The organism is Nonomuraea sp. NPDC048826 (assembly GCF_043198225.1).
Classification (GTDB): domain Bacteria; phylum Actinomycetota; class Actinomycetes; order Streptosporangiales; family Streptosporangiaceae; genus Nonomuraea.
In genome coordinates this window covers 395,731-412,565 of sequence record NZ_JBICUQ010000009.1, presented here as the reverse complement: position 1 = coordinate 412,565, position 16,835 = coordinate 395,731, and the positions used below count along the sequence as shown (strand labels likewise).

Below are 16,835 nucleotides of genomic sequence, written 5' to 3'. Positions count from 1 at the left end.
GTTCCCTGCGGGAGTAGCCGCTGGAATGAGAGTCAAGGGACGTCATTCTCCTGGGGTTGATAGTCGCCTGTGACCAACTCTTGCGCTGTCGTGCAGTAAATGTCGATAAGAGGGGTTATCGGAACGAATTTAGCGCTCGTCAAGAATCCTGAGACACAGTTCTCTCGTCAATCCCTTCGGGCTCGAAGTCCGACCGCGAGAGGACTCGATATGACCGACCACAGCCCCGGCACAAGCTCCTATCCGGAGCCGCAGCCCTGGGTGCAGGCCTATGCACCGATCTACCCGCCACAGCCGGCACGTCATGACCGGCGGTGGCTCACCTACGGCCTGACCGCCTTCGTTTCGCTGCTCCTCGGGATCGTCATCGGCTCCAGCGGCGAGACGGAGACCAGCGCGGCTAGTCCGCGCCCCACCGTCACGGTGACCGAGATGGCGGACACCGTTGCCGAAACCGCACCGGAGCAGACGGAGAGCGGCCCGCTGACCACCGCCCCCGGTGACGGCCAGTACCTCGTCGGCGAGGACATCAAGCCCGGCACGTACAAGACCGCGGGCACCGACGGCTTCACCTGCTACTGGGCGCGCTTGAAGGACGCCTCGGGGGAGTTCGGCGCCATCATCGCCAACGGCAACGTCAGCGGCCAGACGAGGGTGACCCTCAAGAAGGGTGAGTACTTCGAGACCAAGGGTTGCCAGGACTGGAAGCGGGTGGGCTGACGTGCTGTCCATGACTCCCTCGTACCTCGTCGTGCTGGCACTCATGCTGACGCTGGTCAGCGCCACGATCGCGTACCTGATCGCCCGCAGCCGCGCCACCGCCGACCGCACCGCTCTGAAGATCGCCGAGGAGCAGCGGAATCAGGCCCGCGAGCGTGCGGATGCCCTGCTCGCGGAGCGGGACATGGCCCGGCGGCAGCTCGCCGAGCTGGGGCAGGCCCACACCGCCGCGCTGACCGAGCGCCGGGTCCTGGACGAACAGCTCGGCCGGCTCTCCGCCGAGCTGGACGCGGTTCGGAACGGCTTCCAGAGGAGGGAAGCCGATGCCCGGGGCCTGCAACTGATGCTTGAGGCGGAACAGGGCGAGAAGGCGGAGACCGGACGCCGGCTTCGCGAGGCCGAGGTCTCGATCGCGGCCTCGACGGGCAGGGAGACGGAACTGCGCACGGAGATCCAAGCCCTCAGGGCGCAGATCAACGAGCTGACCATGCAGAAACAGGCTCTGCTGGAGCAGGCCGCGTCGGTGCATGCCGTCCGCCAGGAGCTCGACCAGACGCGCGTGGACAACAACCAGCTCCTGGAGAAGACCCTGCGCGCCACCGCGGCCGACATGCTGAAGAAATCCCAGGACGAGTTGGTGACCAGGGCCGAAGCCACCTTGGGCGCGGTCAGCAAGCCGGTCCGCGAGCAGTTGACGGAGATGGACCGGCAGCTCAAGGAGTTCACCAACACCCGCGTCGCGGCCGAGGCCACGCTCAACCAGCAGCTGATCACGCTGACGGAGGAGGGACACCGGACCCGGAAAGAGACCCGTGCTCTGGTCGAGGCGCTCAAGAAGCCGCAAGTGCGCGGGCAGTGGGGCGAGATGCACCTCAAAAGGGCCGTGGAGCTGGCGGGGCTCGTCGAACACTGTGACTTCGACACCCAGGTGCACTTCACGGGTGACGAGAGCGCGCTCCGCCCCGACCTGGTGGTCCGCCTGGCCGGCCGCAAGCACGTCGTCGTGGACGCGAAGGTTCCGATGGCCGCGTTCATGGCCGCGGTCGAGGCCGTCGAGGAAGCCGAGGTGAACAGGCACTGGGCCGACCACGCTCGTCACCTGCGCAAGCATGTGGACGCCCTCGGCGGCAAGGAGTACTTCCGGCAGGTCGCCGCTTCGCCGGAGTTCGTCGTGCTGTTCGTGCCCAGCGACGCCTTCCTCCAGCCGGCGCTGGAGAAGGACCCGTCCCTCCAGGAGTACGCGATCTCCAAGAACGTGCTGATCGCGACACCGACCTCCCTGATCGGTCTGCTCCGGACCGTCGCGTTCGCGTGGACCCAAGCCGCGCTGCAGGACAACCTGAAGCAGGTCTACGAGCTCGGCCGGGAACTGTACGACCGGCTGTCGGTCATGGGCGGACACCTGAACGCCCTGGGCAAGTCCCTGGACCGGTCGGTCAAGTCCTACAACGACACCATCGGCTCGATGGAGGGACGGGTCATGGTCACGGCGCGCAAGTTCCAAGCGCTCAAGGTCGTCGAGGGTGATCTGGCCGAACTCAAGGGGGCCGAGCAGGCTACGCGGCCGCTCGGGACTCCGGAACTGGTGGCGTCGGCCAACGCGGAATCGGCGGTCCGGGCGCTCCCGCCGACACCGGATTCGGAAGACGCCGTCGCCGGTTGATGCCGCGCAGCGCGAGCCGGGGTGGAGCGTTGCAGAAACCCCTGTAACACCCCACATATCCCCGCGATATGGATAAGAGGGGCGTTTCACGGGGGGCTGGAGAGGTCTTCATGAGCGATTTGGCCGTCGTCACGCCCACCTACCGGCCCGACGCAGGCCTCTTCGCCCACCTGCACCGCTCGGTCCTGGAGCACACCTCCGGCGGCACCGTCCACCACGTGGTCGTGCCCGCCTCGGACCGCGCCCTGTTCGCCGGGTACGCGGGGCCGCGCTGCCGGGTGTGGACGTACCCCGAGATCCTCCCCCGCCGCATCACCCACCTGCCCGGCACCGCGCTCTGGATCGACCCGGCGCGGCCGTGGCCGCCGCTGCGCGGCTGGGTCGTGCAGCAGGCGGCGAAAATCGCCGTGACGGCCCGGCTGGACGCGCGGGTGGTGCTGGTCGCCGACTCCGACGTGGTGCTGGTCCGCGACGCCGGGGCCGAACACTTCGTCCGTGACGGCCAGACCGTCCTGTACCGGGCCGACGGCGCCGTGCACGACGGCATGCCCGAGCACGTCACCTGGCACCGCGCCGCCCGCGACCTGCTCGGCCTGCCCGGCATCGCCACCCCGCCACTGCCCGACTACGTCAGCCCGCTGGCCTGCTGGGACCCGGCCGTGGTGCGCGCCATGATCGCGCGGATCGAGGAGACCACCGGCCGCGACTGGCTGGGCGCCTTCACGGCCCACCTGCGGGTGTCGGAGTTCATCGTGTACGGGGTCTTCGTCGACGAGGTGCTGAAGACGCCGCCGCCGGGCGACACCGCGATCTGCCACAGCCGGTGGGACCGCACCCCGCTCGACCACGCCGGCGCCGTGGCCTTCGCCGAACGGCTGGGACCCCGGGCGATCGGCATGATGATCTCCGCCAAGTCACGGACCCCCGTGGCGGCGCGTCTGGCCGCCATCCAGCGCTGCGCCCAGGTCACCGAACTCGATGGGAGCCCTCCTTGAGCAAGCTGGCGGTCATCACGCCGTCCTACGCCCAAGACGCCGAACTGTTCGCCCTGCTGCACCGGTCGGTGCTGGAGCACACCTCCGAGGACACCATCCACCACGTGTTCGTGCCGCCCGGCGACAAGGAGCTGTTCGCCCCGTACCAGGGGCCGCGCTGCCACGTGTGGGTCCGCTCCGAACTGCTGCCCCGCCGCTACCTGCGGATGCCCGGCACGGACGTGTACGTCAACTCCCGCCGCCCGTGGCCGCCTCTGCGCGGCTGGGTGATGCAGCAGACGGTGAAGATCGCCGCCGCCGGGCTGATCGACGCCGACGCCATGCTCATCGTCGACTCCGACGCGGTGCTGGTACGGCCGACCGACGCGACGTCGTTCACCCGGGACGGGCGGCTGTGCCTGTACCGCCTCGAAGAAGGCGTCACCGCCTCGATGGAGCGGCACGTGCTCTGGCACCACGTCGCGCGCGAGCTGCTCGGGCTGCCGCCACCGCCGCCGCCCCCGCTGCCCGACTACGTGACCGCGCTGACGTTCTGGGACCCGCAGATCGTGCGCGCCATGCAGCGGCGCATCACCGAGGTGACGGGACGGGACTGGCTGGACGCCTTCAACGCGCAGCTGCACATCTCCGAGTTCATCCTGTACGGGGTGTTCGTGGACGAGGTGCTGAAGGCGGAGCCGCCGGTCAACACGACGATCTGCCATCTGAGCTACCACCACGAGCCGTGGGACGAGGCCACGGCGGTGGCCTTCGCCGACCGGCTGGGGCCGGACGCGGTGGGGATGATGCTCTCGGCCAAGTCCCACATGCCCATGGCGTCCCGGCTGGCGGCGATCCGCCGGTGCGCTCAGGTGGTGGAGTCCGGCTGACCCCCCTTGCGGGACACCACCTCGATCGGCCCGGTGTCCTCGCCGACGACCCGGAACTGCTGGGTGTCGCCGACGTCCTCGCCGGAGGCCGGGTCGTCCTCGGATTCCAGCTCCTCCACCGTCAGCGGGAACGACGGCAAGGAGGCGCGTGCGGGGTGCGTCCCGTTCCGGCGCGGCGCCTCCTCGGCGACGGGAGCGGGCTCGGGGACGGGGTCCTTCTCCTTCAGGACCCGGGCGCGGAGGCGGGCGGGGACGTCGAACCGGATCAGCGCGAACGCCAGCGCCAGCCCGGCCGCGACGCCCAGGAGCCCGCCCCCGGCCGCGGCCATCAGGCGGTTCTGGACGATGGGCTTAGGCACGGACGGCCGCATGACGTCGAGGATGCCGATGTGGGTGCTGATCGGCGCGTCCAGTGCCACCTGCCGTTCGGCCAGCTCCAGCTTGACCCGCTGCTGGGCCTTGGCCATGACCTCCCTGACGAGCCGCGGCGAGGTGCTCTCCACCTCGATGTACACGAACGGCCCGTTGGTGCTGATGCCCAGCAGGTCGGGGTTGGTCCGCCCGTCGTTGATGGTGAGCGAGGTCGGCCCGTCCTCGGTGACGCCCAGCTCGGCCGCGACCTCGGGGGTGTTGGTGGCCAGGATGAGGATGCCGGCGGTGGTCCGCAGCGCGTCGTTGAACTGGAGCAGCGGGTTGGTCAGCCCCGGCTTGGACTCGGGCAGGGTCTCCAGGGTTCCGCCGCTGGCGGGCACGGTGAGCACCATGGACGCGGTCGACACGTACCGGTCGGGCATGAGGAACCAGCCGGCCAGGGCCAGCAGGATCGCCGCCACCGCGACCGGGGGCCCGACGAACTTCCTCCGGGCCAGGCCGACGACAGTCTTCCAAAAGCCCACTATGTCCGCCCCCGTCGAAAATAACGGTACAAAGAGGAAATCGCGCAGTTCATGCCGCCTGTTACACCAAACGCGCAAGAGAGAGCAGCTTGCGGCCCCGGTGCGCCACCGTCCGGCGCTGCCGTCGCGCGTACATCCTGAGCACCTCGCCGCGCGCCCGCCGCCGCTGGTCGTCGGTCAGATCCGCGTGCCGCAGCCAGGACAGCAACTCCCGGCACTGCAGGGTGTTGGCCAGGTGCGCCTGCCAGGCCGGCACCCCGAGCCGCCGGGCCACTCCGGCGATCCGCTCCAGCCGCCAGTTGCGGTGCGCGAGCACTTCGGGCACGTGCGCCCACGGCCCGGCCAGCGCCAGCTTGGCGGCGTACACCTCGTCCTCGCGCAGCATGTTGCGGCGCGGGATGCCGGTGGCCACCGAGCGGCGCAGCATCCCGTACAGCGGGTCGATCAGCAGATGGCTCTCGTTCAGCAGCCGGAGCATCTCGGCGAAGCGGGTCACCGGGTCGTCGGAGGACAGCGCGGTGCCGTCGTAGGCGGCGGTGCGCGGCACGCCGTCGGGGCCGGTGTAGGCGACCTGGGTGGTGACCAGCACGACCCGCTCGTCGGCGGCGAACGCGGCCAGCCCGCGCGAGACGCAGGCCGGGTCGAGCCGGTCGTCGTCGCCGATCCAGCGCACGTACGCGCCGCGCGAGATCCGGGCGGCGTGCAGGAAGTTGTTGAGCAGGCCGACGTTCTCCGGGTGCCGGTGGTAGACGATCCGGGGGTCGGCCGCGGCCAGGTCGCGGCAGAGCTCCTCGGTGCCGTCGGTGGAGGCGTTGTCGGAGACGACCAGCTCCAGGTGCGGGTGGTCCTGGGCGAGCACCGACCGGATCACCCCCTCCAGCCGGTCGGCGCCGTTGCGCACCGGCAGCGCGATCGAGACCAGGTCAGCGGGCGGCATGGGCCCTCCCTCCGCGTACGAGTTGCGACAGCGCGGCGCGCGGCACCGCGACCAGCACGAACAGCAGTGCTCCGGCCCCGCCGGCGACGCTGAGCTGCAGGAACGCGCCGTCGACGACGGCGGCGAGCCCGGCCATCACCAGGCCGGCGAGCACCGCGCCGAGCAGCGGCCTGGCCAGCCCGGCGGCGAACAGCCCGACGGGCACCGCGGCCCGGCGCAGCGCGAACGCGAGCAGCGGCAGCGCGAGCACCACCGCGACCACCGCGTGCGCCGCCGCCGCGCCCTGGATGTCGCCCGTACGGGCGCCGACGAGCAGGGCGGGCACCAGCGCGAGCGCCCAGACCAGGTTCACCCACAGGGTGGCCCTGGTGGCGCCGAGCCCGGCCAGGATGTCGGTGATCAGCATGCTGAGCAGCCGCACGGCCATCACGATCGCCAGGAACCGCAGCGCCTCGGCGGCGGGCAGCCAGCGCTCCCCGTACAGGAACTCCACCAGCGCCGGCGCGAGCACGCACATGACCGCCGCGATCGGCAGCACGAGGCAGCCCAGCAGCGGGACCGCCCGCCGCACCCCCTCGCGGACCGCGCCGGGGCCCTCCTCGGCCAGCCGGGAGAAGCTGGGCAGCGCCACGTACCGCAGGGCGGTGCCGATGATCCCCGGCACCCAGGCGGCGATGTTGAACGCCAGCAGGTAGAAGCCGAGCCGGGCGGTGCCGAGCGTGTCGCCGACGATCACCACGTCGACGTTGAGCAGCAGCCCCTCGATGCCGAGCCCGACGCAGAGCGGCAGCCCGAAGCGGAGCAGCCGGGCCGCCAGCGCCCGGTCGAAGCCGACCGCGATCCGCACCCGGGCCAGCACCAGCACCAGCACGCCGGTGAGCGCGGCCCCGCTGAGCTGTCCCCAGGCGAAGCTGTAGGCCCCGGCCCCGCCGGCGGCCAGGGTGATGGAGACGCTCGCGTTGGCGCAGAACCCGGCCAGGTTGGCCCAGGCGAGCTTGTCCTGCTCGAAGCGGCGCAGCAGGGCGGCGCTGCGCACCGCGGTCAGCCCGTAGACGACGTTGGTGGCCATCAGGATGCGGATCACCCAGGTCGCGTCCGCGTCGCCGGCGAAGCTCGCGTAGAAGGGGGCGATCACCCAGAACAGCCCGTACAGGGTGAGACTGGACGTGATGGCGACGACGGTGGCGGTGGGCGCGATCTCCTCCAGCTCGCCCCGCCACTGCACGGTCGCGGCGATGACCCCGGCGTCGTTGACGAAGATGACGAACTGGCTGGCCGCCAGCGCGATGGCGAACACGCCGAAGTCGTCGTTCGACAGCAGCCGGGCCAGCACCAGGCTCATCGCGAACGACCCGGCCTTCATGACCAGGTTGCCGAGCAGGCTCCAGCGCAGGCCGCGGCCCGCCTTGCGCCCGACCTCTCCGACGTCGCTCACGTACGGTCCTCGACCCTCTCCAGCCAGATCTCCCGCCAGAACGGGACGAACTCGCGCGGGCAGTTCGCGTTGTAGACGCCTTCGCACACCAGGTCGTCGAGGATGATGCAGGGGGTCTTCATGTGCAGCATCCGCCCGGTCCGCTCGTCCAGGCAGCGCTCCACCCGGGCGCGCACCCGCGCGGTCCTGCCGCAGTAGCGGGCCATCTCCTCCTCGAAGCCGAGCCCCCGGTTGAGCAGGTCGGCGTTGAGCGTGTCGCAGATCTCGTCCTTGGTCCTGATCCTGACCAGCTCGCCGGGCCGCAGGTCGAGCTTGCCGGTGGGCGTGGTCCGCCCGGCCCGCCCTTCGACGAACCCCCAGCGCAGCCCGCGCCGGAACCACAGCCGGCGCGGCAGCGCCTTCTTGGCGGCCTCCTGCAAACGGTTGAACAGCCCGACCAGGAACGCCCGCACCACCGCGGGCACCCCGGCGTTCCCGCTGCGCACGTCGGTGACGTACTGGCCGAGGTCGCGGAAGGGCAGGCAGGTCGGCGCCGCCCGGAGCAGCTCGGTGGCCTGGCAGGAGTACGCGTCCTGGCCCTTGCGGGTGTTGACCTGGAGCAGCGGCGGCAGCCGGGGCGACGGCGCGGCGGGCCGCGGCGGCTCGTCCGGCTCGACCTTCCTGAGCCAGGCCTCCTTCCAGTAGAGGGAGCAGGCGGTCTGGCAGCCGCCGTGCGCGGCCCCGTCGCAGCGGGCCCCGGTGAGGTGGACGGCCCGCTCCATCCGGCGCATGCCGCTGCGGCTGATCGTGTCGCAGAGCTTGTGCGCCACCTTGTGCACGGTCAGCCGTTGCCCGCAGTAGCGCGTCATCTCCGGCATGAACGGCAGGTTCTCCAGCTCCCCCCGCTCGTCCAGCGTCGCCAGGATCTCCTCCTGGCTGCGGACCTCGACCAGGTCCCCCACCCGCAGCTCCATCAACCCTCTCCCACTCGCTTGAGCAACCCGGCGCCCTCGAGCGCGGCGGCCGCGTCGGCGATCACGTCGAAGGGCAGCCCTGACCGGTCCGCGACGTCCAGCAGGCTGGGGCCGCCGTCGGACTGGTTCAGCACCCATAACATCGCCAGCTGGGCCTGCCGCGTGTCACTGCGCCCGCCGACAGATCCGTACAGGCCGCGCCGGCCGAGCTGCGGCTCGCCGTACGGGCTGAGATTGCGGTAGCGGCCGTCGCGTTCCAGCACCCGCACCGCGTCCTGGAGCGCCTCCAACGTCCCGGTCATGGCCTCGGCGGTGACGAACCCGGGGTGGTCGCCGGAGGTGTGGTACTCGGGGTAGCCCGCGTACGGGGTCCGGGTGAGGCTGCCGACCGGCAGGTCGAAGCCGGGCGAGCAGTACTGGCGTTCGTCGTACCCGTACGGCGAGAAGTCCAGGACGGTGTGCGGCCGGTCGGCGAGCACGTGCGTCATCACCCGGTCGACGACGGTGTCGCCGCGCCTGCTGCGCTTGTAGGTGAGCGGGCCGGGGTCGCCGGCGCAGGCGAGCGTCAGCCCTGCCTTGATCCGGCCGACGCGGTCGCGGTTGCGGGCCAGCCAGGTGATCGCGCCGATCGTGCCGGGCGCGAACACGAACCGGTACGTCAGCCGGGGCGACTCCAGCCGGGCGGCGAGCGCGACGGCGACCGCGATCCCGGCCAGGTTGTCGTTGGCCAGCGACGGATGGCACACGTGGCAGGAGATCAGCACTTCCTCGTCGCTGGTCCCGCGCACGACGTGCTCGCCGTAGGTGAGGTGCCCGTCGGCCAGCGTCGAGTCGATCAGCACCTCGTACGGGCCCTCGCCGAGCCCGTCGAGCGTCCGCTGACTGAGGCAGAAGCCCCAGGTCTCGCTGTAGTAGCTGGTCCGGTACGGCACCAGGTCCGGCTGGTCGGGCAGCGTGTGCAGCCGCGGGCGCAGCTCCTCCAGCGGGTACGTGCCGCGCACCGGCACGCTGTAGCCCAGCACGTGCAGGTTGAGCCCGCGGAAGTCGATCACCCGGGCGCCGGAGGGGTCCTTGACGTAGGCGTCGCGGATGTTCCACTCCTTGGGCACCGTCCAGTCGAGCACCTGCGTCCCGGTGGGCACCTCGTGCACGTCGAGCGGCAGGTGTTCGCCGATGACGTCCAGCGTGCGGCGCACGCCGTCGCCGGTGATGGAGCGGCAGATCGGGTAGAGCCGCTCCACCAGGGCGTGCATCTCCTCACCGGTCACGTGCGCAGCTCCGGGGTGACGGTGCCGGCGGCCCGCCGGTCGGCGAGCCTGGCCAGCCGGGTGAAGCGCCGCTCGAACCCGTCCGCGGTCAGCCCGTGCTCGCGGTAGGCGTCGGCCAGCTCGACCGCGCCCGCCTTGACGGTCCACCGGGCGTGGAACGCGGGCAGCGCGGCCCTGATCCGGGTGAAGTCCACCCGGTACGAGCGCGGGTCCGCCCCGTTCTCCCCGGTGATGAGCAGTTCGGCGCCGGGCACCGCCTCGACCACGTGCCCGGCGATCTCCGCCACGGTGAGGTTGTTCTGCTCCCAGCCGACGTTGAACGCCCGGTTGTGCACGGCCTCGCGCGGCGCGGCCAGCGCGGCGGCGAACGCCTCGGCGATGTCGGCCGCGTGCACCAGCGGCCGCCACGGCGTGCCGTCCGACAGCACCCGCACGACGCCGGTCAGGTGGGCGTGCCCGACCAGGTTGTTCAGCACGATGTCGGCCCGCAGCCGGGGCGAGAACCCGAAGGCGGTGGCGTTGCGCAGGTAGACCGGCGAGAAGTCGTCGTCGGCCAGCTCCGCCAGGTCGTCCTCCACCCGGACCTTCGACTCCGCGTACGGGGTGACCGGCCGCAGCGGCGCGTCCTCGTCCAGCAGGTCGTCCCCGCCCGAGGCCCCGTACACCGAGCAGGTGGAGGCGTACAGGAAGCGGCGCACCCCGGCGTCCCGCGCGAGCCTGGCCAGCCGGACCGAGGCCGTGTGGTTGATGGCGTAGGTCAGCTCGGGGGCCAGCGCGCCCAGCGGGTCGTTCGACAGCGCGGCCAGGTGGACCACCGCGTCGACGCCGTCGAGCAGCCCGGCGGGCACGTCACGCAGGTCGCCGACGTGACCCGGCGGGTCCACCGGCTCCGGGCCCAGCACGCAGTCGGCGAACAGCCCGGAGTCGAGCCCGATCACCTCGTGGCCGGCCCCGGCCAGCACCGGCGCCATGACGGTGCCCAGATATCCCAGGTGCCCGGTGAGCAGAACGCGCATGCGGATCAGCCTCCAGCGAGATCGAGAGTGAGTTTGCGCAGGTAGAAGGCCTCCGCGTAGCGCGCCTGGCATTCGATGCCGCGGATTCTGGCCAGCCCGAGGAACGCCTCCCTGTCGAACCAGGAGCGGTGGCGCTGCGAGGGGTAGTGCTCCCACAGCAGGGCGACCTTGGCCTCGGCGACGGCGAGGTCGAACGGCTGGTAGGCGTTGGGGCGGCCGAGGTCGCCGTCCCATTTGACGATCTCGTACCCGAGGGTCAGGTGGTCGCGGAAGGCGGTGGGCACCAGTTCGGCCAGCCCGCGGTGGTCCTGGTGGGCGTCGCCCGGGTGCGGGGCCAGGATCAGGTCGGGCGAGATCCGGACGCGCAGGTCCTCCACGGCCCGCTTGGCCTCGTCCCAGTGCGCGGGCAGCCGGCCGTCGGGCACCTTGCAGACGGTCACCCGCAGGTCGGCGCCGGGGCAGAACGCCGCCAGCGCGTCGCGTTCCTCCGCCTCGCGCTCGGTGCCGCCGCCCGACAGCACCAGCGCCTCGACCCGGATCCCCGGGCGGGCGGCGCAGAGGGTCAGCAGTGTGGCGCCGGCGCCGATCGCGAGGTCGTCGCAGTGCGCGCCGACGGCGGCGACCCGGCGCAGGTCGCCCGGAAGCAGGTCGATCATGCCGCGGTCTCCCAGACGGCCCACGGCCGGTCGCCGCGGGCGTAGGCGCGGTCCAGCTCGACGCGCTGGTTGACGGTGTCAGTGGGCCGCCAGTAGCCGCGGTACGGGTACGCGAGCAGCCGGCCGCGCTTGGCCAGCTCCCGGCAGCCGTCGACGAGCAGGTCACCGCCCTCGGGGATGTGGTCGAAGATCTCCTGGCGGAGCACGAAGTAGCCGCCGTTCACCCATAACGGCATCTCGGTGACGGGGGTGATCTGCCCCACCATGCCGCCCTCCTCGACCTCGACGCAGTGGAAGGTGCCGGGCGGCGGCACCACCATCAGCGAGGCTCCCGCGTCCGAGCGGGCGAACCGGTCGACCATGTCGGGCAGCGGCGCGTCGCTCAGCACGTCGGCGTAGTTGGCCAGGAACATCTCCTCGCCGTCGAGATGGTCGCGGACCCGCCGCAGCCGCTCGCCGATGGACGACTCGACGCCGGTGTGCACGAACGAGATCGTCCAGTCGGAGATGTCGTTGGCCAGCAGCTCCACCCTGCCGTGCCGGAGCACGAAGTCGTTGGACGCGGTCTCCTCGTACCGGAGGAAGAAGTCCTTGATCTGATGGGCCCCGTAGCCGAGGCAGAGCACGAACTCCTTGTGCCCCCAGTGCGCGTAGTAGCGCATCACGTGCCAGATCAGCGGCCTCGGGCCGACGAGCTGCATGGGCTTGGGCGCGTCCCCGGGAGCTCCGGTGCGCATCCGCGTGCCGTACCCGCCGCAGAAGAGGACGACCTTCACACGACCTCCAACTCGGGGATGGGGAAGACCAGCCGGCCGCCCCAGTCGTGGACATAGGAGAGCTGCCCGATCAGCTCGTCCCGCAGGTTCCAGGGCAGGACGAGCACGTAGTCGGGCCGGTCGGCGGCGATCCTGCCGGGCTCATGGATCGGGATGCGCGCGCCGGGGGTGAACTTGCCGTGCTTGTACGGGTTGCGATCCACCGTGTAGGCGAGCAGGTCAGGCCGGACGCCGCAGTGGTTGAGCAGCGTGTTGCCCTTGCCGGGCGCCCCGTAGCCGACCACGGTCTTGCCGGCCTCGGCCGCGCCGACGAGGAAGCCCAGCAGGTCGCGCCGGACCTTGGCGACCCGGGCCGCGAAGCCCAGGTAGCCGGACAGGTCGTGCAGCCCGGCCGCCTTCTCCAGGGCCAGCACGTCGCGCACCCGCTCGCCCGGCGTGCCGGACGGCCGCGCCCACAGCCGGATGGAGCCGCCGTGGGTGGGCAGCAGCTCGACGTCGACCAGGGTCAGCCCGCCGCTCGCCAGCGCCCGCTGGGCCGAGGCGACCGTGTAGTACTGGAAGTGCTCGTGGTAGATCGTGTCGTACTGGTTGCGCTCGATCAGCGTGAGCAGGTGCTGCACCTCGATCGACACCCAGCCGTCGTCGGCGACCAGCGTCCGCAGCCCCTCGGTGAAGCCGATCACGTCGGGCACGTGCGCGTACACGTTGTTGGCCACCACGTGGTCGGCCGGGCCGTGCTCGCGGACCACGGCCGCGGCCGTCTCCGGGGTGAGGAACGCCGTCACCGTCGGCACGCCGGCCCGGCGGGCGGCCTCGCCCACGTTCACCGACGGCTCGATGCCCAGGCAGCGCACGCCCCGCTCGACCACGTGCCGCAGCAGGTAGCCGTCGTTGCTGGCCACCTCCACCACGAACGCGTCCGGCCGCGGCGACAGCCCGGCGACGAACGCGCGCGCGTGCTCCACCCAGGACGTCGAGTAGGAGGAGAAGTAGGCGTAGTCGGTGAACGTGTCCTCGGGCGTGATCAGCGGCGGCAGCTGCGCCAGCCAGCAGGCGGTGCACACCCGCAGGTGCAGCGGATAGGTGACCTCGGGCTCGTCGAGCTGCGCGGCGGTGAGGATCCGCTCGCACGGCGGGGTGGCCCCCAGGTCCACCACCGAGGCCGGGCCGGCGGCCCCGCAGAGGCGGCAGGTCGTCATGCCATCGCTCCCGATCTCCCCTGGGTCATGTAGAACGTCCGGCATTCCTCGTACGAGGGCAGCAGCCCGGTGGCGAGCGCCTCGGCCAGCGAGGGCGCGGCGGCGTCCTTGTCCGACAGCACCGGCTCCAGATGGGCGGGCCAGGCGATGCCGAGCGCCGGGTCGAGCGGGTGCACGCCGTGCTCGCGGGCCGGGGTGTACGGGGCGGTGCAGAGGTAGACGACCGTCGCCTGGTCGGACAGGGTGATGAACCCGTGCCCCAGCCCCTCCTCGATCAGCGTCGCGGTGCGCTGCTCGTCGTCCAGCCGGACCGTCTCCCACCGGCCGAACGTGGGCGATCCCGTGCGCAGATCCACCACCACGTCCAGGATCGCGCCGGACACGCACATCACGTACTTGGCCTGGCCCGGCGGGACCTCGGCGTAGTGCAGCCCGCGCAGCACGCCGCGGTGCGAGACGGAGCAGTTGACCTGGGCGAGGTCGAACCGCCGCGGCAGCGCGTCGGCGCGGAACGCCTCCAGGAGCGCGCCGCGGGCGTCCGCGTGGGTGACCGGGGTGTGACGCCAGGCGCCGTCGATGCCCAGGGGTTCCATGACCGGGCGTGTCATGCCACGTCGCACCGGCGGCCCGCCTCTCCGCTCAGCACCGGCCAGGCGGCGTGCAGCGCGTCACGCCAGTGCCGGATCGGCTCGCCTCTCGTGATCGCCAGCAGGCTGTTGGCCGGTCGCCGCGCCGGGCGCGGGAAGGCCGTGGACGGCACCGGCCGCACCCGGTCCGGGTCCGCGCCCAGCAGGCCGAACACCTCCCTGGCCAGGCCGTACCAGGTGGTCTCGCCGGCGCTGGTGGCGTGGTAGACGTCCGGCGGCAGGTCCGACTGGGCCAGCCTGACCAGGTGGTCGGCCAGGTCGGCCGACCAGGTGGGCTGGCCGCGCTGGTCGTCCACGACGTCCACCGTCGGGCGGGTGGCCGCCAGGTCCATCATGGTGCGGACGAAGTTCGGCCCGCCCGCGCCGTAGAGCCAGGCCGTGCGGACCACGTACTGGCCGTGCTCCAACGCCGCCCGCTCGCCCGCCAGCTTCGTCCGGCCGTAGGCGTTGACCGGCCGGGGCGTCGCGTCCTCCGGGTACGGCCCGGCGGCCGTGCCGTCGAAGACGTAGTCCGTCGACACGTGCACCAGCCGCGCCCCGGAACGCTCGCAGACCTCGGCCAGCGTGCGCACCGCCGTACCGTTGACCTCCATGGCCGCGGCCTCACGGGTCTCCGCCAGGTCGACCGCGGTCCAGCCGGCGCAGTTGACCACCGCCCGGGGCCGGTAGGCGCCGACGAAGTCACGCACCGCGCGGGCGTCGCGCAGGTCGAGCTCGGCGCGGGCGAGCGCCAGCACCGGCTCGCCCGTCACGGCGATCCGGTGCACCACGTCGGCGGCCAGCATCCCCCCGCCGCCGGTCACCAGCCATCTCATAAGCCGGCCCACCAGTCACGGTTGTCCGCGTACCAGCGGACGGTCTCCTTCAGGCCCTGCTCGAAGGGGATCCGCGGCCGGTAGCCGAGAGCGCGCAGCTTCCCGTCGTCCAGCGAGTACCGCCAGTCGTGACCCTTGCGGTCCTCGACGTGTTCCACCATGTCCCATCCCTTGCCGCACGCCTCCAGGAGGCGGCCGGTCAGCTCCCTGTTCGTCAGCTCGGCGGTGCCCGCGATGTGGTAGACCTCGCCGGGCCCGCCCGCCTCGGCCACCAGGCGGATGCCCGCGCAGTGGTCCTCGACGTGGATCCAGTCGCGCACGTTCCCGCCGTCGCCGTAGAGCGGCACCTTCCGGCCCCGCAGCAGGTTCGTCACGAACAGCGGGATGACCTTCTCGGGGTACTGTCGCGGGCCGTAGTTGTTGCCGCAGCGGGTGATGGACACGTTCAGCCCGTGCGTGATCGCGTAGGCGCGGGCGAGCAGGTCGCCGCCCGCCTTCGAGGCCGCGTACGGCGAGCGTGGCAGCAGCGGCGCGTCCTCGGTCCACGACCCCTCGGCGATCGTCCCGTACACCTCGTCGGTGGAGACCTGGACCACCCGGGGCACTCCCGCGTCCAGGCACGCCTGCAGCAGGGTCTGCGTGCCCAGCACGTTCGTGCGCACGAACTCGGCCGCCCCGCCGATCGACCGGTCCACGTGCGACTCGGCGGCGAAGTTGACCACCAGGTCGTGGCCCGGCACCACCTCGGCCAGCAGGCCGGCGTCGCAGATGTCGCCGTGCACGAACGTGTGCGCGGCCCCGTCCAGGTTGGCGCGGTTGCCCGCGTACGTGAGCTTGTCGAGCACCGTCACGTCGGCGCCCGCGAGCGCGCGGACGAAGTGCGAGCCGATGAACCCCGCACCGCCCGTCACCAGAATTCTCTTCATGAGCTGATCTGTACCTTGCTGTGATCGCCCAGCACGAGCCGGTGAGCTCTGGGCGTGTCGGGCGCCCGGGTGACCTCGACGTCGTGGCCGACGAGCGACTGCTCGATCCGGCCCACCCCGTCGATCGACGCCCGCGGCATCAGGATCGAGTACTCGACCTCGCTGCGGGTGACCGCGCAGCCCGCTCCGATCGAGGTGTACGGGCCCACGTACGAGTCGCGGACGACCGCGCCCGCGCCGACGATCACCGGGCCGACCAGCCGCGAGCGCTCCACCACCGCGCCCGCCTCGATCCGCACCCGGCCGATCAGCGCGCTGGCCCCGTCGACCAGGCCGTGGTTCCCCGCGTCGAGCCACTCCAGCACGAGCCGGTTCACCTCCAGCATGTCGGCGACGTTGCCGGTGTCCTTCCAGTAGCCGGTGATGACCGACGACTCCACCCGCAGCCCGGCCTCCAGCAGCCACTGGATCGCGTCGGTGATCTCCAGCTCGCCCCGCCACGACGGCTTCAGCTCGGCCACCGCCGCGTGCACGGCCGGGCTGAACAGGTAGACGCCGACCAGCGCGAGATCGCTCTTCGGGACCGCGGGTTTCTCCTCCAGGCCGACGACCCTGCCTCGGGCGTCCAGCTCCGCCACCCCGAACTGCCTCGGGTCGCCGACCTTGGTGAGCATGATCTGCGCCGCCGGGCGTTCCCTGGCGAAGCGGTCCACCAGGTCGGTGATGCCGCCGACGACGAAGTTGTCGCCCAGGTACATGACGAAGTCGTCGTCGCCCAGGTAGTCGCGGGCGATCAGCACCCCGTGCGCCAGGCCCAGCGGCGCCTCCTGGCGCAGGTAAGTAACCTCCAGCCCGAAGGCCGACCCGTCACCGACGGCCGCCTCGATCTCCGCCCAGGTGTCGCCCACGACCAGCCCCGCCTCGCGGATCCCGGCGGCCGCGATCGCCTCCAGGCCGTAGAACAGCACCGGTTTGTTGGCGACCGGCACGAGCTGCTTGGCCGAGGTGTGCGTGATGGGCCGCAACCGTGTGCCCGACCCCCCGGCGAGCACGAGCGCTTTCAC

At 71.8% G+C, this 16,835-nt stretch carries 17 protein-coding genes; 4 read left to right on the top strand and 13 right to left on the bottom strand.

The genetic code is table 11. The features are described from left to right. Positions 1-210 precede the first annotated feature (210 nt). From ACGFI7_RS32630 to ACGFI7_RS32615, 4 genes are all read left to right on the top strand, one after another. On the top strand, positions 211-720 hold the full coding sequence (locus ACGFI7_RS32630) for a hypothetical protein (RefSeq protein WP_393411336.1): 510 nt from the start codon (positions 211-213) through the stop codon (positions 718-720). Positions 721-730: 10 nt separating this feature from the next. After that, a complete protein-coding gene (gene rmuC, locus ACGFI7_RS32625) occupies positions 731-2,383 on the top strand; it encodes a DNA recombination protein RmuC (protein ID WP_393411334.1) in 1,653 nt (550 codons plus the stop codon). Between the two features lie 110 nt (positions 2,384-2,493). Then, positions 2,494-3,378 carry a DUF6492 family protein gene (locus ACGFI7_RS32620; protein ID WP_393411332.1) on the top strand — a complete coding sequence of 295 codons (885 nt, stop codon included), beginning with the start codon at positions 2,494-2,496 and terminating at the stop codon, positions 3,376-3,378. After that, positions 3,375-4,247 (top strand): DUF6492 family protein, encoded by an 873-nt coding sequence (locus ACGFI7_RS32615; protein WP_393411330.1) that lies wholly within the window; start codon positions 3,375-3,377, stop codon positions 4,245-4,247. Before ACGFI7_RS32620 ends, ACGFI7_RS32615 begins: the two co-directional genes overlap by 4 nt. Here ACGFI7_RS32615 and ACGFI7_RS32610 read toward each other — a convergent pair. The 13 genes from ACGFI7_RS32610 to ACGFI7_RS32550 form a co-directional block, all read right to left on the bottom strand. After that, complete coding sequence (locus tag ACGFI7_RS32610) at positions 4,226-5,143, bottom strand: hypothetical protein (protein ID WP_393411328.1); 918 nt, start codon at positions 5,141-5,143, stop codon at positions 4,226-4,228. The genes ACGFI7_RS32615 and ACGFI7_RS32610 overlap by 22 nt on opposite strands. 61 nt (positions 5,144-5,204) lie before the next feature. Then, positions 5,205-6,080 carry a glycosyltransferase family 2 protein gene (locus tag ACGFI7_RS32605; protein WP_393411326.1) on the bottom strand — a complete coding sequence of 292 codons (876 nt, stop codon included), beginning with the start codon at positions 6,078-6,080 and terminating at the stop codon, positions 5,205-5,207. Beyond that, positions 6,067-7,515: an oligosaccharide flippase family protein gene (locus ACGFI7_RS32600; RefSeq protein ID WP_393411324.1), complete on the bottom strand. Its 1,449-nt coding sequence runs from the start codon at positions 7,513-7,515 to the stop codon at positions 6,067-6,069. Before ACGFI7_RS32600 ends, ACGFI7_RS32605 begins: the two co-directional genes overlap by 14 nt. After that, a complete protein-coding gene (locus ACGFI7_RS32595) occupies positions 7,512-8,468 on the bottom strand; it encodes a hypothetical protein (protein ID WP_393411322.1) in 957 nt (318 codons plus the stop codon). The genes ACGFI7_RS32600 and ACGFI7_RS32595 overlap by 4 nt, the downstream gene beginning before the upstream one ends. Continuing rightward, the gene (locus ACGFI7_RS32590) at positions 8,468-9,736 is read right to left on the bottom strand and encodes a DUF4910 domain-containing protein (RefSeq protein ID WP_393411320.1); all 1,269 of its coding nucleotides are present in this window, start codon (positions 9,734-9,736) and stop codon (positions 8,468-8,470) included. Before ACGFI7_RS32590 ends, ACGFI7_RS32595 begins: the two co-directional genes overlap by 1 nt. Continuing rightward, positions 9,733-10,752: an NAD-dependent epimerase/dehydratase family protein gene (locus tag ACGFI7_RS32585; RefSeq protein WP_393411318.1), complete on the bottom strand. Its 1,020-nt coding sequence runs from the start codon at positions 10,750-10,752 to the stop codon at positions 9,733-9,735. The genes ACGFI7_RS32590 and ACGFI7_RS32585 overlap by 4 nt, the downstream gene beginning before the upstream one ends. Before the next feature lie 5 nt (positions 10,753-10,757). Then, positions 10,758-11,408 carry a PIG-L deacetylase family protein gene (locus tag ACGFI7_RS32580; RefSeq protein WP_393411316.1) on the bottom strand — a complete coding sequence of 217 codons (651 nt, stop codon included), beginning with the start codon at positions 11,406-11,408 and terminating at the stop codon, positions 10,758-10,760. Further along, the gene (locus ACGFI7_RS32575) at positions 11,405-12,184 is read right to left on the bottom strand and encodes a sugar phosphate nucleotidyltransferase (RefSeq protein WP_393411314.1); all 780 of its coding nucleotides are present in this window, start codon (positions 12,182-12,184) and stop codon (positions 11,405-11,407) included. The genes ACGFI7_RS32580 and ACGFI7_RS32575 overlap by 4 nt, the downstream gene beginning before the upstream one ends. Further along, the gene (locus ACGFI7_RS32570) at positions 12,181-13,383 is read right to left on the bottom strand and encodes a class I SAM-dependent methyltransferase (RefSeq protein ID WP_393411312.1); all 1,203 of its coding nucleotides are present in this window, start codon (positions 13,381-13,383) and stop codon (positions 12,181-12,183) included. The genes ACGFI7_RS32575 and ACGFI7_RS32570 overlap by 4 nt, the downstream gene beginning before the upstream one ends. Continuing rightward, complete coding sequence (locus ACGFI7_RS32565) at positions 13,380-13,991, bottom strand: dTDP-4-dehydrorhamnose 3,5-epimerase family protein (protein ID WP_393411310.1); 612 nt, start codon at positions 13,989-13,991, stop codon at positions 13,380-13,382. The genes ACGFI7_RS32570 and ACGFI7_RS32565 overlap by 4 nt, the downstream gene beginning before the upstream one ends. Then, the gene (rfbD, locus tag ACGFI7_RS32560; protein WP_393411308.1) at positions 13,988-14,845 is read right to left on the bottom strand and encodes a dTDP-4-dehydrorhamnose reductase; all 858 of its coding nucleotides are present in this window, start codon (positions 14,843-14,845) and stop codon (positions 13,988-13,990) included. The genes ACGFI7_RS32565 and rfbD overlap by 4 nt, the downstream gene beginning before the upstream one ends. Next, positions 14,842-15,771, bottom strand: a complete 930-nt coding sequence (gene rfbB, locus ACGFI7_RS32555) for a dTDP-glucose 4,6-dehydratase (protein WP_393411306.1) — start codon at positions 15,769-15,771, stop codon at positions 14,842-14,844. Before rfbB ends, rfbD begins: the two co-directional genes overlap by 4 nt. Beyond that, positions 15,768-16,835 (bottom strand): glucose-1-phosphate thymidylyltransferase, encoded by a 1,068-nt coding sequence (locus ACGFI7_RS32550; protein ID WP_393411304.1) that lies wholly within the window; start codon positions 16,833-16,835, stop codon positions 15,768-15,770. The genes rfbB and ACGFI7_RS32550 overlap by 4 nt, the downstream gene beginning before the upstream one ends.

Bases quoted from the DNA above. Each gene is read 5' to 3' on its own strand.
- ACGFI7_RS32580 (WP_393411316.1), bottom strand. From the start codon at position 11,408: ATGATCGACCTGCTTCCGGGCGACCTGCGCCGGGTCGCCGCCGTCGGC.
- rfbD (WP_393411308.1), bottom strand. From the start codon at position 14,845: ATGAGATGGCTGGTGACCGGCGGCGGGGGGATGCTGGCCGCCGACGTG.
- ACGFI7_RS32630 (WP_393411336.1), top strand. From the start codon at position 211: ATGACCGACCACAGCCCCGGCACAAGCTCCTATCCGGAGCCGCAGCCC.
- ACGFI7_RS32605 (WP_393411326.1), bottom strand. From the start codon at position 6,080: ATGCCGCCCGCTGACCTGGTCTCGATCGCGCTGCCGGTGCGCAACGGC.
- rfbB (WP_393411306.1), bottom strand. From the start codon at position 15,771: ATGAAGAGAATTCTGGTGACGGGCGGTGCGGGGTTCATCGGCTCGCAC.
- ACGFI7_RS32620 (WP_393411332.1), top strand. From the start codon at position 2,494: ATGAGCGATTTGGCCGTCGTCACGCCCACCTACCGGCCCGACGCAGGC.
- ACGFI7_RS32585 (WP_393411318.1), bottom strand. From the start codon at position 10,752: ATGCGCGTTCTGCTCACCGGGCACCTGGGATATCTGGGCACCGTCATG.
- ACGFI7_RS32595 (WP_393411322.1), bottom strand. From the start codon at position 8,468: ATGGAGCTGCGGGTGGGGGACCTGGTCGAGGTCCGCAGCCAGGAGGAG.
- ACGFI7_RS32570 (WP_393411312.1), bottom strand. From the start codon at position 13,383: ATGACGACCTGCCGCCTCTGCGGGGCCGCCGGCCCGGCCTCGGTGGTG.
- rmuC (WP_393411334.1), top strand. From the start codon at position 731: ATGACTCCCTCGTACCTCGTCGTGCTGGCACTCATGCTGACGCTGGTC.
- ACGFI7_RS32565 (WP_393411310.1), bottom strand. From the start codon at position 13,991: ATGACACGCCCGGTCATGGAACCCCTGGGCATCGACGGCGCCTGGCGT.